We start from the raw sequence: 14,867 nt of genomic DNA, 5'->3' as shown, positions 1-14,867 counted from the left end.
TTCGTCGATATTCAGTAGTTGACGCGGATCAGACGCCGAGGGCGGCGAGGATCTGCGGGCGACCGGCCCAGAGCTGGTCCTCCCAGTACTTCCAGGTGTGGGTGCCGGTGGCGGGGAAGTCGAAGGTGGCGGGAACGCCGATCGACTTCAGCCGCGATTCGAACGACCTGGTGCTGATCAGGGTGACCGCCTCGATGCCCATACCGACGCCGGTATCGAAGATCTCGCCGGGGTTGCGCGGGTTGTTGTACTTACCCGGCATGCCGCTGCCCGCGGAGATCCGCATCGGCAGGCCCTTGAGCTGCGCCGCCACCGTGAAGGGGTCCATCCGCAGCCACTGCGGGCTCCACGGCGGAGCCAGCGAGTCGGAGCTGTAGGCACCCCAGCGCAGCATCGCCACGCGCACGGCTTCGCGCATGCCCGGCTGCGAGAGGTTCAGGGCGCCGGAGAACGAACCGGCGTACTTGAACTGGTCGCGGTGCATGGCGGCCAGCGACAGCGCCGCGCTGCCACTCATCGACAGGCCGATGATGCCGTTGTTGGTCTTGGAGACGCCGTAACCGGCCAGGAAGTTCGGGAGTTCCTCGGTCAGGAAGGTTTCCCACTTGTAGGTGGTCTTCTGCCCGTTGAGGCTGCTCGGCGACACCCAGTCGGCGTAGAAGCTCGACATACCGCCGACCGGCATCACCAGGGTGACATCGTCGTTGGCGAACTGCTGCATGGCGTTGGTCTCGAACGACCACGCGTTCTTGTCATCGCGCGCCGCCATACCGTCGAGCAGGTACAGCGCGGCGGAACCGCCGTTCTTGGCCCACTGGACCTGAACCTTCACCGGCCCCATCACCGAGGGGACCATCAGCTCCTCGTAGCCACCGGCAGGCGCCCGAAGAACGGGGGACGCGGGCGCGGCCGACGCCGCGACGGTGGCGGAAAAGGGCATGGCGACCGCGGCTGCGATCGCGACAAGCGCACGCAACCTCCGGCGCGGCCGAGGTTCACTGCTCGCGTCGCTCAGCCCTGAAGCTGGCGTCCGGGCGAAACGCATGGTGCGGCTCTCTTTCCGAGTTGTTCTGACGACGCCGGTAAGCGCCCGACCGCATACCATCACGTCTATCCAATTGGCCACGCAAACTTGGCTTTTCAGGCGAGGGCACGCGGCCTTCTGTCCGCGATGAAGGGTAGTCATACACCGACGTCAGTGCAACCTTTCCCGGCGCATCACCCGATATTCGCCGACAGGTCCGGAATCATGCGGAATGCTTCCGCGCCCCAGGTATTCCACGCGTGAATTCCGTACGCGGGGTAGGAGTAGGTGACATTGCGTGCTCCGAGCGTGGCCATGCGGACCTCGAATGCCCGAGTGTTGGCCAGTGCCATGGCTTCCAGGCCCATGCCGTTGACGGTATCCATGGACGGGCGGTCCTGGCCCGTCGGCAAGCCGGAGGCCGCGCCGATCCACAGGCGGGTGTTGTTGCCGATCAAGTTGGGCGCGAACACGAACGGGTCCATGCGCAGCCATTGCGGGCCCCACGGCGGCGCCATCGAGTCCACGTTGTATCCGCCCGCGTCGAGCATGGCCAGGCGGATGGCCTCCCGCATTCCGGGCGCCGAGATGTTCAGGTAACCGGAGAATGCTCCGGCGTAGGAGAACTGATCAGGGTGATAGGCAGCCAGCGTCAAGGCGGCTGATCCACCCATCGACAAACCGAATACGCCGTTGCGGTCGCGGCGGAACCCGAGCCGGTCGGCCAGTGCGTTGCGCAGGTCGACGGTCAGGAAGGTCTCCCACTGGTACCGGTAGCTCTTGCCGGGGCCCGCGGCGGAGCCGGTGGCCCCGGCGCCGAAGAACTCGCTCGGCGAGTTCCAATCGGCGTAGAAGCTCGACATGCCACCGACCGGCATCACGACATTGATGTTCGCGGCGGCCAGCGCGTTGGGTACGTCGGTGGCTTCCTCCCAGCCGCTGAGGGACTCGGGGGCGCGCATGCCGTCGAGGGCGTAGACGACGCGCTGGGTGTTGCCGTCGGCGGCACGCAGGATCCGGGTCTTGATCGGGCCCATGCCGGAGTCGACCCAGAAGTCGAACGCGCCAGGATGGAATCCGGCCGAGGCCGGTGCTGTCGTCCCGGCGACGACCGTCCCGATCGGCACCAGCAGGGCCAGGGAAACGCCGGCGGCCCAGCGCTTCGCCCACGATCCCCGGGTCTCGACGGGCCCACGCTTCCAGCGCAGTGTTCGCATTCGATCGACCTTTCTCGCCAAGACCGCCTGCGCAAACTCTGAGCTACGCAACCGGATCCCTCATCGGACGTCGAAATGACTCGATCCAGGGCAAAACGGACGATTCAACCTCGACGCATGCTCACTGTGTATCAACCGCTGACGAACGCTTCTATGTTGCTGGAAAGTGACCCGCAGCACAACTCGCGGTGACCTGCCGCACATGATTCGTCACCCCCTGTCCTTCGGATCGAGACGTAGACAAAGAAAACCGCCCGGTGCGTTCATGCACCGAGCGGTTGTTCTTCGTACGGGTGGAGCTAGCCGATGTTGGCCGACAGATCCGGGATCATGCGGTTGACCTCGGTCTCCCAGTTGCGCCAGTTGTGCACGCCGGTGATCGGGAAGTCGAAGTTCGCGTTACCGCCGCCGAGGGTGGCCATCCGGACCTGGAAGGCACGGGTGTTCACCATCGCGAGCAGCTCCAGCGGCACGCCCTGGACGATCTCCATCGGGTTGGACACATCGCCCGCACCGGGGATACCGCTGGCCGAGGACACCCACACGCGGGTGCCGTTGGCGACCAGACTCGGCGCGAAGACGAACGGGTCCATGCGCAGCCACTGCGGGCCCCACGGCGGCGCCATCGCGTCGATGTTGAAGCCACCGGCCGAGATCATCGCGACGCGCATCGCCTCACGCATGCCCGGCGCCGAGATGTTCAGGTAGCCGGAGAACGAGCCGGCGAAGCTGAACTGATCGGGGTGGTAGGCGGCCAGCGTCAGCGCGGCCGAGCCGCCCATCGACAGACCGAACACACCGTTGTTGTTCGGGTTGAAGCCAAGACGGCTCGACAGCGCGTTGCGCAGGTTGTTGGTGAGGAAGCTTTCCCACTTGTAGGTGTTCTTCTTGCCTGCGACCTGGGCCGGAGCGATCGACGAACCCGTCATCGCGGAGCCGGTGGCGGCCGAACCGGTCGAGCTACCGCCCGAGCCCGCGTCGATGCCGAAGAAGTTGCTCGGCGCGTTCCAGTCGGCGTAGAAGCTGGACTGGCCGCCGACCGGCATGACGACGTTGATGTTGGCCGCGGTCAGCGCACGGGCGACGTTGGTGTCGATCTCCCAGCCGTTGAGGTCGTCGCGCGCCCGCATACCGTCGAGCGCGTACACGACGCGACCGGTGTTGCCGTCGGCGGCGCGGAAGATCCGGTTCTTGATCGGGCCCATCTCGGAGTCGACCCAGAAGTCGAAGCCGCTGGGGTCGAAGGCCGCCGTCGCCGTACCGGTGGGACCTGCCACCGATGCGCCGAGCGGCAGCACAACCGCCAGGGAAACCAGCACCGACCGCTTGAGCCAGCCGGTTCTTAGACGTCCGCCACGCATTCTGTTTTTGGCCTTTCCTCGTGCGGTTCGCGCGGAACCGCGGTTGCAATGACCGCCGACTTACTACCGGCACACCAGTGCGCCGACGGAGTTCCTCGATGACCATATCGCTACATCGATAGCCGGACGTTACCGAAAAGAGATTTAATGGTGTTCGCCACTAAGAAAAGCCTGAACAGGGGGTGTAACCACTGGGCTCATGGGTACCCATGAGCCCAGTGTGACAAGGAGAGTACTTCAGCGGGGCGGCTCGGGGAAGGGATCAACCAGCCCACATCGCTGGATTTCGTACTTCGGCACCCGGTCGATCCGGTACTTCGCGAAGGTCAGCGCATGGCGCAGGTTGTGCTTGAACCGGTCGAAGGTGAGCGGGTCGCGGGTGGAGATCATCAGCGCCTGCGTCTGCGGGCACGAGAACGCCGTGCGCGCCTGGGTGACCCACTCCTCGTCCATGTACCAGGGCATCCACGGATGGATGTCGACCATGCCCGAGTCGACCACCACCCAGTCCGGGTACAGGCTCTTGTCGTGCCCGATGCGGCCGTCGGCGAGCCGGTCCGAATGCGCGGCCAGCGGGTAGGCCAGGCCCATCGGATCGATGACGCGCACGTCCAGCGGCACGTTCATGCTGGTCATACCCAGGTTCAGGAAGTAGACCGTGTGCCCGGCGCCGCCCTCGGGGATCGGCTGCGGCGGCGGGTCGAGGTACCAGAACGTGTACGACGGCGAGTTCAGCAGCAGGCCGCCGTTGGGGTTGGCCGCGATGTCGTTGACCATCGCCCGCATGCGCGGATAGTCGAGGTAGTCCTCGGCCAGGATCGGATGATCCTTGCCGGTGTTGAGCACGTAGTAGACGCGCTCGTCGACGATGCCGGACGAACTGATCTTGGTGCCGGTCTTGATCGCGGTGGTGCTCGCCGCGTACAGCGACCAGCCCGCGGTGCCGAGCAAGGCGGCCAGCACGACGACCGTCGACCAGTCACGGGGGCTGAACATCCGCAGCCGGATCGGCACGACGGCCACCGGCAACAGCAGCAGGAACAGCTGGGTCAGCAGCATCCGGCCGTGCATGAAGTCGCCGCCGACGCGGATCGCGTAGACGGTGAGCAGCAGACCACTGACCAGGACCAGCACGACGACCGCGCTGGGCGAGCGCAACCAGGTACGGAACCCGGCCACCGACCACTTCGGCCGCACCGTGATCCCGCGCGCCGCCGCGGTGACCGCACCGGCGATCAGCAGTACGAGCAGCGGAATCCACAGGTAGTACGGGCCGACCAGGTCCCAGAGGTACTTCATGCCCTGGCCCCACTTGGCCCCGCCCGCGTCCTTGGCGACCGCGGTGTTCGGGTAGGGCAGGCCGTAGTAGCCCATCCGCCAGATCTGGTAGGCCACCGGCACGATCCCGGCGACGAACACGATCAGCGCGCGCAGCACGATCGGCCCGTACCGGAACCGCGGCATCGGGGTCAGGAAGATCATGCCGAGCGCGAGCGCGCCGATGAGGGTGGCCTCCGGCCGGATCAGCGGCGCGAGACCGGCGAGGAAGACCAGCCCGAGCAGGCTCGGCACGCGAACCACCGCGGCCTGGCTCCAGCGGATCAGCAGCCACCACAGCAACCCGACCCAGCAGATGACGAGGCCGCTCTCCAGTCCGGAGGTGGCGTAGTCACGGGCGGGCGGCAGCGCGATGTAGACGAGCACGCCCGCCGGGATCAGCAGCTGACCGGTGCTGCCGCCCCACAGCCGGGCGGTGCCGAGCATGGCGAACACGATCGCCAGCAGCGAGGCGACCAGCGCGATACCGAGAACCACGTACTCGAGCCTGGCCTGGGTGAGCCAGCTGAAGAACCAGACCACATACGTCCACGCGGTGCTGGTGTTGGTCTCGACCCGCTCGCCCATGTTGAAGACGGGGCCGTTGCCGGCGAGCAGGTTGCGCACCGTCCGCAGCACGATGAGGCCGTCGTCGGCGATCCATCGCCGCTGCCAGGCGCCGACCGCGAACAACACGACGGCGAGCACGACCCCACCGACGAAGGTGGCGCGGGACAGTATCGCGAAACGCGCAGCCGGGCGCACCGACTGCTCGTCGTCGCGTAGCCGCTCGTATTCGGTTGTCTCCTGCTCCGCTACCACGATCTCGTCAGGTGAGATAGACAGCGACACCTACCGCTCCGATCCAGGCAATAGCGAGGAACTGCAGGATGCGGTCCCCCAGCGCGATCTCTTCGGGTTCACCGGCCTCGCCACCATCGACGTCGACCGCGTAACGCAGGACTGCGATGGTAAACGGGATCATCGAGATCGAGTACCACTGGGTGTCGCGCAGCTCGGCCTGCTCGAACGCCCAGAGGCCGTAGAAGATCACGACGGCGGTGGCCGCGAGCGTCCAGATGAAGCGCAGGTAGGTCGTCGTGTAGTACTCGAGGGACTTGCGGATCTTCGCGCCGGTCTCCACCGCGATCTGCAGTTCCGCGTAGCGCTTGCCCGCCGCCATGAACAGCGAACCGAACGCCATGACCAGCAGGAACCACTGCGACAGCGCGATGCCGGCGGCCGCGCCACCGGCGACGGCGCGCAGCAGGAAGCCCGACGACACGATGCAGATGTCGAGCACGGCCTGGTGCTTGAGGCCGAGGCAGTAGGCCAGCTGGATGGCGATGTAGATCGCCATCACCACCGCGAGTTCCCAGGAAGCCAAGAACGAACCCGCGATCGAACCGATCAGCAGCACCGCGGCCAGCGTGTAAGCCAGGTTGACGGGAACGACGCCCGCCGCGATCGGCCGGAACCGCTTGGTCGGATGCGCCCGGTCGGCCTCGACGTCGAGCGAATCGTTGACCAGGTAGATGCCCGAGGCCGCCATACAGAACACGACGAACGCGATCGCGACGTGCACCAGCACGCCCGCGTCGCCGACCGCTTCCGGGCCGACGGCCAGCGGCGCGGCGAGCACCAGGACGTTCTTCACCCACTGACGCGGGCGCATGGCCTTGACGACGCCACCGACCAGGGTCTTCGGCGGGCCCTTCACAACACCTTCGTCGAGGACGGCGGCGGACGGTTCTTCGCTCATCTGGGCCAAGGTTCTTTCGGTTGCGGTCACTGTCGGAGTCTCTTTTCGGCGGCTAGCACGGCGGCTGCCGACGCGGCCCCCAATGCGGAACCGGCGAGCACGTCGGAAGGGTAATGCACGCCGAGCACGACCCGGGAAAGGAGCATCGGCGGCACGAGCACCGCAGGCAAGGGTAGCCCGGTCAACCTGCCGAGCAACACCGCCGCCGCCGTTGTCGAGGTCGCGTGCGAGGACGGGAAGCTCAGTTTGCTCGGCGTCGACACGTTGACCTGCACCGCGGGACTGTCCGGGCGCGGGCGCCGGACGATCCGCTTGATCACGATCGACGCGGCATGCGCGCCGACGGCGCCGACCGCGACACCGGCCCACTGCCGACGGCGCGGCTTGTCGACCAGCCAGCCCGCCGCGGCGATGCCGACCCAGCCCAGCGCGTGCTCACCGAAGTGCGACATCCCGCGCGCGGCCGAGACGACGGCCGGGTTGGTGCCGATGGTCGTCTGCACGGTGTTGATGATGCCGACCTCGAGTGGCACCTCGATGTACTCGCCGTCGCCGCACGCGCAGGCGCACTCACCGCCGCAGCCTTCCTCGGCCAGCTCCAGCTCGGGCAGTTCCGGGTTGATCGCGTTCACTTCTTCTCGGTTCCGTTCTGGCTGAGGCCGAAGGTCTTCTCCCACGCCGCCGTGCTGGTCAGCTCGGCGTGCGCGGCCCGGTAGCGCTGCTGCATCTCCGGGAATCGGGCGGTGAGCTCCTTACGCAGGCGCATCGCTTCCTTGAGGAGCTCGGCGGCCTTGCGCGGGTCGCGCTTGCGATAGACGACGCCGCGGCCGTCGGCGGTCGTCACGGTGACGCCGTCGACCTGGGACAGCAGGAACCAGCGCGCGTCCAGCGTCGGCACGTTCAGCTGCGGTGTCGCGTGGGCGGCCGGGTCGGCCTTGCGGAAGTTGTGCACGACGCCCTTGGCCAGGCGTGCGACCTTCGCGATCGGGTTGCCCGGCTCGCCGGTCGCGCCGACGCCGTGCCGGTTGGCCAGCGGGAGCTCCGTCGAGGACGGCAGCACGACGGCGTCCGGGTACTCCTTGCGCATCGCGTGGATCTTGCCCAGCGCGCTCGGCAGCAGGTCGAACAGGCCCTCCGGCCCGGCCAGGAAGTCGCGGATCGCCTCGTTCTGGATGGCGACCGTCGAGTACTCCAGGCACAGCAGGTGCTTGAGGGTGGCCTTGACCGTGTTCACGATCATCGGCTTGCCGTCGCCCGGCAGGTGCAGGGAGGCGACGACCAGGCGGTTGCGCAGGTGGAAGTAGGCCTGCCAGTCGATGGCGTCGTCCTTGTCGGACCAGGCCATGTGCCACACGGCCGCGCCGGGCAGGGTGATGGTCGGGTAGCCGGCCTCGCGGGCGCGCAGGCCGTACTCGACGTCGTCCCACTTCAGGAACAGCGGCAGCGGCTGACCGATCTGCTCGGCCACCTGCCGCGGGATCACACAGGTCCACCAGCCGTTGAAGTCGACGTCGATGCGCCGGTGCAGCAGCTTGGAGTTGTCGCGGTCCTTGAGCGGGTACTTCGAGAAATCGTGGTCGTACTCGACATTGGGCGCGGAGGACCACATGAAGATCCCGCGGTCGACGACCTCGCCCATGCTGTGCAGGTGCGAACGCTCCTGCAGGTTCAGCATCTGCCCGCCGACCAGCAGCGGCGACTTGGCGAACCGGGAGAACGCCAGCGCGCGCAGGATCGAGTCGGGCTCGATCTCGATGTCGTCGTCCATGTAGACGATGAACTCGGCGTCGGTCTTGAGCGCCTCGTACATGACCCGGCTGTACCCGCCGGACCCGCCGAGGTTGGGCTGATCGTGGATGGAGAGCCGGTCGCCCAGCGTCGCGGCGGCCTCGGTGAAGCCGGGCTCGTCGACGACCTTGCGGTTGCCCTGGTCGGCCACGATCACCTTGGTGACATTGCCGAGCACCAGCGGGTCCGAGCCCAGCGCGGCCAGCGTCTTGACCAGGTCGGTGGGCCGGTTGAAGGTGGGCATGCCGACGGCGATGGTGCCCGCGCCCGGCGCTTCCTGCGGCGCGTACCAGCCACCGGCGAGCAGCGTGACCGCCGTGTCGGTGGTGATGTCGAACCAGATCCAGCCGCCGTCCTCGAACGGACCGAGATCGGTCTCGAACTCGACGGTCACCGAATCCGCACCCTGGGCGACGGCGAATTCCTTGCCCTGCACGTGGATTCGCGAACCGTCGGCCTTGGAGCGGTAGACGTCGACGCGGCCGTGCCCGGCCAGTTCCAGGCGAAGCACCACCGAGTTCAGCACGCTCCAGCGTCGCCAGTAGCTGGCGGGCAGCGCGTTGAAGTAGGTGCAGAACGACACCTCGGACTCGGCGCCGATCGAGAGCGCGGTCCGGCTGGTGGCGTGCGCGCGGCGCGCGTTGGTGGTGGATTCCTCCAGGTAGAGGGTCCGCACGTCGAGCGGCTCACCCGGACGCGGCAGGATGATCCGCTGGAGCAGCGACTTGGCGCGCGTCTCGGTCGTCACGTCATCCAGCACCGGCTGCGCGCTCATGCCTCCGCCTCGCTGGCGCTCGGCTCCACCATGACCGCGATGGCGGCTGTGCTCATCTGTCGCTCGCTTCGCTCGCTCATGCCTCGTCCACCAAAGCCGCGCCGGACTCCAGGTGCGGACGCAGCACGTTCTCGAACATGCTCAGCGCCGCCCCGATCGCCATGTGCATGTCCAGGTACTGGTAGGTGCCGAGACGGCCGCCGAAGAGGACCTTCTTCTCGGCGGTCTCCTTCTTGGCGAGCTCGCGGTAGGCCAGCAGCTTGGCGCGGTCCTCGGGGGTGTTGATCGGGTAGTACGGCTCGTCGCCGGTCTGCGCGAAGCGGGAGAACTCGCGCATGATGACCGTCTTGTCGGTCGGGTAGTCGCGCTCGGGGTGGAAGTGGCGCGGCTCGATGATGCGGGTGTACGGCGCGTCGGCGTCGTTGTAGTTCATCACCGAGGTGCCCTGGAAGTCGCCGATCTCGAGTACCTCGGTCTCGAAGTCGATCGTGCGCCAGCCCAGCTCGCCCTCGGCGTAGTCGAAGTAGTGGTCCAGCGGGCCGGTGTAGACGACCGGCGCGTCCGGGCTGGCCGCGACGATCTCCGCACGCACGTCGAACCAGTCGGTGTTCAGGCGCACCTCGATGAGCTCGGAGGCGGCCATGTTCTCCAGCCACTTCGTGTACCCCTGCTTGGGCAGGCCCTCGTAGGTGTCGTTGAAGTAGCGGTTGTCGAAGGTGTAGCGCACCGGCAGGCGGGTGATGTTGCCCGCGGGCAGTTCCTTCGGGTCGGTCTGCCACTGCTTGGCGGTGTAATCGCGCACGAACGCCTCGTAGAGCGGGCGGCCGATCAGCGAGATCGCCTTCTCCTCGAGGTTCTGCGCGTCGGCGGTCTCCACCTCGGCGGCCTGCTCGGCGATCAGCGCCTTGGCCTCTTCGGGGGTGAAGTAGCGACCGAAGAACTGCGAGATCAGGCCGAGCCCCATCGGGAACTGGTAGGCCTGGCCCTTGTGCAGCGCGAACACGCGGTGCTGGTACCCGGTGAACTCGGTGAACTGGGTGACATAGTCCCACACCTTCTTGTTCGAGGTGTGGAACAGATGCGCGCCGTACTTGTGGATCTCGATACCGGTTTCCGGCTCCGGCTCCGAGTAGGCGTTGCCACCGAGGTGGTAGCGGCGGTCGATCACCAGCACCCGCTTGCCGAGCAGGTTCGCGGCACGCTCGGCGACGGTCAGGCCGAAGAAGCCGGAGCCGACCACGATCAGGTCGTACTGGTTTGCCGAAGTGGCGGAATCTGCGTTGACGGAGTTACCCGGGGACGATGCGACGGTCACGGGTGCCCAGCGTATCGGAAGACCGCAGATTGTCCCGGTGGAGTCACCGACCCGGTCCTGAGCTGGGGTGACAGGGCAGCCCAAGTGGCGGCCCAGTGGAACGCGCCCACGCAGTCGGCGGGCGCCCCGGTGGGGCGATGTGCTCGATCGCCTCATGGCCCGGCGGCGGATCCGGCGGCCTCAGCGGTAAGGATGGTGCGGCAAGGGTGGGCCGGGATATGGCGTGAGCTGTCCGTTGGGGTACCCACCGGGAGTCGGCCCGTGCGGTGGCTGTCCGCCGAAGCCTGATGGCACCTGCGGAGATTGTCGACCCGGCGTCCGGGTCGTTTCTGCAAAAACCAGCATCAGGATCAGCATGAGCGCCGCCAGCACAGCCCCCGCGCCGGTGAACCACAACCCTGCGTCCTCGCTGGTGGGACAGCCATACCAGTCTGTAGCGAGGCAGACATAGTCCACCGACCCGGTGAACACCGACAGTGCCGACTCCACGTACCACCAACTGGTGGCCAGCCCGACCGAGTTCATCCCGAGATATCCGACCGCAAGCACGCCGACCAGCGCCCGGCCCGACTTCACGCGCCGCCCGAGCAACACCGCCGCCACCAGCCACAGCAGCGCCACGACCAGGTGCGCTGCTGTCACGGCAAGAATCCGGTGGCTCATCCACTCGCTATCGGCAAACAGCGTGTTCGCCTTGAATCCAAGGACCGACGCCAGCACCGCATACCCAGCCAACACCCCGGTGAAGGCGACGACGGCTCGATCCAGGAGCACGCCCGGCTGACGCGACCGCCTTCCCGAAGACTGGACACCAGGGTTCCCGGCGTCCACGGCCTGCTGCGCATACCCAGCTACCTGCGGCCCATACATCGCCCCGGTTCCCGGCGTCTGCCACCACTCCCCAGAGCGCTGCCCGGCGTTCACCGGATACGCCTGTCCGGGCTGGACAGCGCCGTACCCAAACTGCACGAGCTGCTGGTTTCCACCGGGCTGCCCGGGGAACGCCCCGGGTACAGCGGCGGACGGTCCGGGCGGGCCCGCGCCGTAGGCAGGCGGCACTGGCAGCGGGCCTGGGTATCCACCGACTTGACCAGGAAGGTCTGCGGCGGGCGGTATTTCGGAGTCGCCGCCGGCGCCCAGCCCGAGCGCGGGCACAGAGGGTTCCGGCGTGATGTCACCGGGCAGCGAGTGGCCGGTGCCGTACAGAACCGTCGCCGGGGCGTGGCCTTTGCCCGGCGAGACCGGCTGCGGTGCACCCTCGTTCGGCACGTGTCCGGATGGCTGGCTCATGCGTGACGCCCCCTGTGCGCTGTCAGTGGTACGGGTGCGGAGGGTACGCGGGCTGGCGGGCGGCGCGTATCCAGCGGCCGGTGGCAGGCGCGGCAGCCAGGATCAGGATCAGGAAGGGAGGCGAGGTGGTGATCGCTCCGCCGACCACCGTGACCACCGGATCTTCCGTACCGCCTGCGGCCGCCGCCGCAATCGAGATCGCGCTCATGATGACGGCGATCAGGGACAGGAGGATGAGGATCACCCGGCCCGCGGTCTTGCGCCGGAACAGCAGGATCGAGCCGAGCAGCAACAGCAGGCCGGGCACTACACCGATCGCCAGGCCGATGCTCACCGCGGCGCGCGCGTCGTCTTCGGCGGCACTCACCGCATCCGTGCCGAACAGGAAGGCAGCGGCGATACCGATGCCTCCCAGGGCGACCACTGACAGCAGCAGTGCGAGCACGGCCGCGGTGATCGCGGTGCCACCACCTGCGCGCGGCGGCTGTGCGTAACCGGGCGCCGGGTAGCCCGGTGCACCGTAAGCTGGCACACCGTAAGCCGGTGCGGCGTAACTGTATTCAGGTCTCGGCGCGCCGTAGGGCTGCGCGTATCCCTGCTGACCGTACGGGTCGCCGCCGTGGGCGGGTTGCGCGTAGCCCTGGCCCGCGTACGGGTCGTAGCCCTGTTGCTGGCCGTGCGGATACCCCATCGTGTCCCCCTCCTCCGAGCTGTACCGGTGAACCGGTGTCTCGTGAACCAGCGTCGCAGCACCACGTTGGCGATGCCGACCGGCTGAAACTATACGTTCGGTCCGACAACCGTTTCCGGGCGAGCGAGCGTGTACGCCGCCGTCCACGGCAGTACCGCGGGCAGCAGCACCAGCGCGCCGAGGACGACGGCGGCCGGCGCGGCCGCCCAGCTGTGGTTCACGATCGCCGTCACGGCACCGGGTACCCCGCCGAAGCCGATCAGAATCGACCGGGTCACCGGCTCCTCGGCGAACCAGTGGATGCCGTACTCGGAGTCGTAGTTCACGAGCGTGGCCAGCAGGCCGAGCACGCCGAGGCCGACCTGCGCGCCCGCCGCGACGATGAGCACCCACCGGCCGGTCTGGTCGCGCCGCGCGAGCAGCAGCCCGCCGTAGCCGAACGCGAACGCCGACACCAGCGCGCCGAGCGTGGTGAACAGGGTCAGCGAGTCGTCGAGCCGGTCGGGATCGGCGAGAAAGGCGCGCACGAGAATCACGGCCCCGAGCAGATTCGCCGCGGCGGCCATGGCGGCGCAGCACACGGCGGTAATCGCCGTCACCTCACCGATTGTCGACTTCGTTTCCTGCACGACCATGCTGGAGAACCTATCCCGTGCCGTGCTGCCGCGTGGTGGTCCAGCGCCGCGTCGGCTCGCTCAGGCTGAGCGCGAGGATCACCACATTCAGCGCCAGCCAGAAATCCAGCGGCCCCAACCGCCACCCATGACTCGCCCCGTTGAGCACGATGACCAGCAATGTCGCCCCCGCCATCACCGCGGACATGGTGAGCAACACCCGCCTGCCCAGCATCCGCCGCCGCAACAACAGCACCGCCCCGAGCAGATAGACGACCCCGAGCCCGCCCACGATCCCCGCCCCTACGTAATCGAGCTCGATCTCGCGTCCGAGCGCCAGCACCACCGCCGTCGCCGTGCCGACGATGATCCCCGCACCACCGACCAACACCCCGAGCCATCCCGCGACCAGCGCGGTCACCGCGCGAGAAGGCCGCTCCGGCCGCACCTGATCCACCACTGTCCCCGCTACTTGTCGACGTCGCCGTCAGTTATACGGCGGAACGACCGATCGAGTGCGGTCGAACGGTGGCAACCAGACCGGGCGCCGTTCGTGGCGCCATGGTCGGGCTACCCGCGATCACCGATCGCGAACCACCATGCGATACCAGACGGGACCCGCGTCAGGCCAGCGGCGGATACTGCCAGGCTCAGCGGACACCAGCTCCCAGTAGGGGCCGAAGTCGTTGTCGATCTGCTCCCGGGTGATGCTCTGCGGACCTTTGGTGAAGCCGTACAGGTACAGCGTCGCCTGTGGCGCCGCGATGCCGGCCACAGCCTTCGCGTAAGCCGACTTCGCGCTGTTGCGCAAGTTGTGCGCGCATCCGAAGTCCAGCAGGAACTCGAACCGTCGCCCGGCGAGATCCGATGGCATGTCCAGGATGTCCGCCTCGACGTACCGCACGTCCACTCCGGCTTCCGCGGTGCGGTCCCTGGCGTGCTTCAGTGCTTGCGCCGAAATGTCCACGCCGGTCACGTCCCACCCCTGCCGAGCGAGGTAGATCGACTTGGTCCCGGCACCACAACCGAGATCGGCGGCTCTACCGGGCGGAAGGGCGGATGGTCCCTCGATCAGGTCAACCAACTCGTCCATCGGCTTACCGAGATCCCACGGCGATATGCCGAGCCGGTACGCCGTGTCATACAGCAACGAAACGACTTTGGAGGCACGTTCAGTAACCATTGTTCAGCTTCCCTGTCTGCCATGGAATTTTCATCCCGCAAGCTTTGGTGAATTTTGCGCAGTCGGAGCGAACAACGGTGTGCCGAAAAGATCTGAACGGCTCGGCAGGTTCAGCTTCCGAAGGATCGATGCCACATGATTTTTGACTGTATTCGGGCTGATAGAAAGCAGGTTGCCGATCTGACGGTTGGTATGCCGCATCGATACCAGCTCGACAATCTGACGTTCTCGCGGTGTGAGTTTTGCGGCGAGCCCGAATCCTGATTGATAATTCTCCGGCGCTGCGGCGGACATCACCCACACGCGGGCGCCGCTCAAGGTGGCTTCCACCGACCGGGACAGCTGCTCCGGCGTTTCAGCCGAATAGACGAAACTATCCACCCCCCACGCCGAGGCCAGGCTGAGATCCCGGTATTCGGCCGCTTCAGAAAAGGCTAAAATCTTCGATCCAGGGCAACATCGCTTGAACTCTCGACAGTATTCGAGACCGGAAGCCATGCGTTCGTTGAATAGATCGACAATGAGGAGAT

At 67.0% G+C, this 14,867-nt stretch carries 14 protein-coding genes; all 14 read right to left on the bottom strand.

The genetic code is table 11. The features are described from left to right. Nucleotides 1-28: 28 nt before the first annotated feature. The gene (locus tag ACFWPJ_RS09280) at nt 29-1,045 is read right to left on the bottom strand and encodes an alpha/beta hydrolase (protein WP_378849124.1); all 1,017 of its coding nucleotides are present in this window, start codon (nt 1,043-1,045) and stop codon (nt 29-31) included. Between the two features lie 173 nt (nt 1,046-1,218). Next, nucleotides 1,219-2,241, bottom strand: a complete 1,023-nt coding sequence (locus ACFWPJ_RS09275; protein ID WP_378849121.1) for an alpha/beta hydrolase — start codon at nt 2,239-2,241, stop codon at nt 1,219-1,221. A gap of 299 nt (nt 2,242-2,540) precedes the next feature. Further along, nucleotides 2,541-3,602 carry an alpha/beta hydrolase gene (locus ACFWPJ_RS09270; protein WP_378849119.1) on the bottom strand — a complete coding sequence of 354 codons (1,062 nt, stop codon included), beginning with the start codon at nt 3,600-3,602 and terminating at the stop codon, nt 2,541-2,543. 237 nt (nt 3,603-3,839) lie between these two features. Next, complete coding sequence (zomB, locus tag ACFWPJ_RS09265; RefSeq protein ID WP_378849117.1) at nt 3,840-5,771, bottom strand: flagellar motor control protein ZomB; 1,932 nt, start codon at nt 5,769-5,771, stop codon at nt 3,840-3,842. Then, nucleotides 5,749-6,681, bottom strand: coding sequence for a decaprenyl-phosphate phosphoribosyltransferase (locus tag ACFWPJ_RS09260; protein WP_378849115.1), 933 nt, complete (start codon nt 6,679-6,681; stop codon nt 5,749-5,751). Before ACFWPJ_RS09260 ends, zomB begins: the two co-directional genes overlap by 23 nt. 26 nt (nt 6,682-6,707) lie before the next feature. Further along, nucleotides 6,708-7,220, bottom strand: coding sequence for a phosphatase PAP2 family protein (locus ACFWPJ_RS09255; protein ID WP_355283672.1), 513 nt, complete (start codon nt 7,218-7,220; stop codon nt 6,708-6,710). Between the two features lie 89 nt (nt 7,221-7,309). Next, nucleotides 7,310-9,244, bottom strand: coding sequence for a glycosyltransferase (locus tag ACFWPJ_RS09250; protein WP_378849113.1), 1,935 nt, complete (start codon nt 9,242-9,244; stop codon nt 7,310-7,312). A gap of 76 nt (nt 9,245-9,320) precedes the next feature. Further along, nucleotides 9,321-10,559: a UDP-galactopyranose mutase gene (gene glf, locus ACFWPJ_RS09245; protein WP_378849111.1), complete on the bottom strand. Its 1,239-nt coding sequence runs from the start codon at nt 10,557-10,559 to the stop codon at nt 9,321-9,323. A gap of 180 nt (nt 10,560-10,739) precedes the next feature. Next, entirely contained in the window at nt 10,740-11,483 is a 744-nt protein-coding gene (locus ACFWPJ_RS09240; protein WP_378849110.1) for a hypothetical protein, read from the bottom strand. 388 nt (nt 11,484-11,871) lie between these two features. After that, complete coding sequence (locus ACFWPJ_RS09235; RefSeq protein WP_378849108.1) at nt 11,872-12,540, bottom strand: hypothetical protein; 669 nt, start codon at nt 12,538-12,540, stop codon at nt 11,872-11,874. 89 nt (nt 12,541-12,629) lie between these two features. Further along, nucleotides 12,630-13,175 carry a hypothetical protein gene (locus tag ACFWPJ_RS09230; RefSeq protein WP_378849106.1) on the bottom strand — a complete coding sequence of 182 codons (546 nt, stop codon included), beginning with the start codon at nt 13,173-13,175 and terminating at the stop codon, nt 12,630-12,632. Nucleotides 13,176-13,185: 10 nt separating this feature from the next. Continuing rightward, nucleotides 13,186-13,614, bottom strand: coding sequence for a hypothetical protein (locus tag ACFWPJ_RS09225; RefSeq protein ID WP_378849104.1), 429 nt, complete (start codon nt 13,612-13,614; stop codon nt 13,186-13,188). 120 nt (nt 13,615-13,734) lie between these two features. After that, entirely contained in the window at nt 13,735-14,337 is a 603-nt protein-coding gene (locus ACFWPJ_RS09220; RefSeq protein WP_378849102.1) for a class I SAM-dependent methyltransferase, read from the bottom strand. A 30-nt stretch (nt 14,338-14,367) separates the two neighbouring features. After that, nucleotides 14,368-14,867, bottom strand: a 500-nt coding sequence (locus ACFWPJ_RS09215; protein WP_378849100.1) for a DNA-binding response regulator, incomplete at its 5' end; no start/stop codon positions are given.

It is taken from the genome of Nocardia sp. NPDC058497, from assembly GCF_042720195.1.
Classification (GTDB): Bacteria; Actinomycetota; Actinomycetes; order Mycobacteriales; family Mycobacteriaceae; genus Nocardia.
The sequence above is the reverse complement of the archived record's forward strand: the minus strand, read 5'-3'. Positions and strand labels throughout refer to the sequence as shown.

Coding starts and splice junctions, on each gene's coding strand:
- ACFWPJ_RS09250 (WP_378849113.1), bottom strand. CDS start 9,244: ATGAGCGCGCAGCCGGTGCTGGATGACGTGACGACCGAGACGCGCGCC.
- ACFWPJ_RS09260 (WP_378849115.1), bottom strand. CDS start 6,681: ATGAGCGAAGAACCGTCCGCCGCCGTCCTCGACGAAGGTGTTGTGAAG.
- ACFWPJ_RS09280 (WP_378849124.1), bottom strand. CDS start 1,045: ATGCGTTTCGCCCGGACGCCAGCTTCAGGGCTGAGCGACGCGAGCAGT.
- ACFWPJ_RS09220 (WP_378849102.1), bottom strand. CDS start 14,337: ATGGTTACTGAACGTGCCTCCAAAGTCGTTTCGTTGCTGTATGACACG.
- ACFWPJ_RS09230 (WP_378849106.1), bottom strand. CDS start 13,175: ATGGTCGTGCAGGAAACGAAGTCGACAATCGGTGAGGTGACGGCGATT.
- ACFWPJ_RS09270 (WP_378849119.1), bottom strand. CDS start 3,602: ATGCGTGGCGGACGTCTAAGAACCGGCTGGCTCAAGCGGTCGGTGCTG.
- ACFWPJ_RS09275 (WP_378849121.1), bottom strand. CDS start 2,241: ATGCGAACACTGCGCTGGAAGCGTGGGCCCGTCGAGACCCGGGGATCG.
- ACFWPJ_RS09235 (WP_378849108.1), bottom strand. CDS start 12,540: ATGGGGTATCCGCACGGCCAGCAACAGGGCTACGACCCGTACGCGGGC.